The following is an 829-nucleotide window of genomic DNA, read 5'->3' on the forward strand; positions in this document are numbered from 1 at the left end:
GAAAGACTTCGCAAGTGATTGATCTTTGACAGTGTGCGCAGGAAATTTGTGCGGGCGCCTGTAGGGGATGGATGAGTCCATTTCTTGCAGACGTCTAGCCAAGAGCTTTAAGTCAATTGAGTTATCAAGCGATAAGAAGCCAAGGTCGGACTTCTGCAGACAAAGCTTTAAGCTTTAACTGAAGAGTTTGATCCTGGCTCAGAGTGAACGCTGGCGGCAGGCCTAACACATGCAAGTCGAGCGGCAGCGGGTCGTAGCAATACGATGCCGGCGAGCGGCGGACGGGTGAGGAATACATCGGAATCTACCCAGTCGTGGGGGATAACGTAGGGAAACTTACGCTAATACCGCATACGACCTGAGGGTGAAAGCAGGGGACCGCAAGGCCTTGCGCGATTGGATGAGCCGATGTCGGATTAGCTAGTTGGTGAGGTAAAGGCTCACCAAGGCGACGATCCGTAGCTGGTCTGAGAGGATGATCAGCCACACTGGAACTGAGACACGGTCCAGACTCCTACGGGAGGCAGCAGTGGGGAATATTGGACAATGGGCGCAAGCCTGATCCAGCCATGCCGCGTGTGTGAAGAAGGCCTTCGGGTTGTAAAGCACTTTTGTCCGGGAAGAAATCTTCCGACCTAATACGTCGGGAGGATGACGGTACCGGAAGAATAAGCACCGGCTAACTTCGTGCCAGCAGCCGCGGTAATACGAAGGGTGCAAGCGTTACTCGGAATTACTGGGCGTAAAGCGTGCGTAGGTGGTTCGTTAAGTCTGCCGTGAAAGCCCCGGGCTCAACCTGGGAATGGCGGTGGATACTGGCGGACTAGAG

1 rRNA gene is annotated in these 829 nt (G+C 54.3%); it reads left to right on the forward strand.

Annotated features, from left to right (window positions below):
• Window positions 1–175: 175 nt before the first annotated feature.
• Window positions 176–829 (forward strand): 16S ribosomal RNA (locus N790_RS05705); the annotation flags it as partial.

It is taken from the genome of Arenimonas malthae CC-JY-1 (assembly GCF_000747075.1).
In the GTDB taxonomy this organism is placed as follows: domain Bacteria; phylum Pseudomonadota; class Gammaproteobacteria; order Xanthomonadales; family Xanthomonadaceae; genus Arenimonas; species Arenimonas malthae.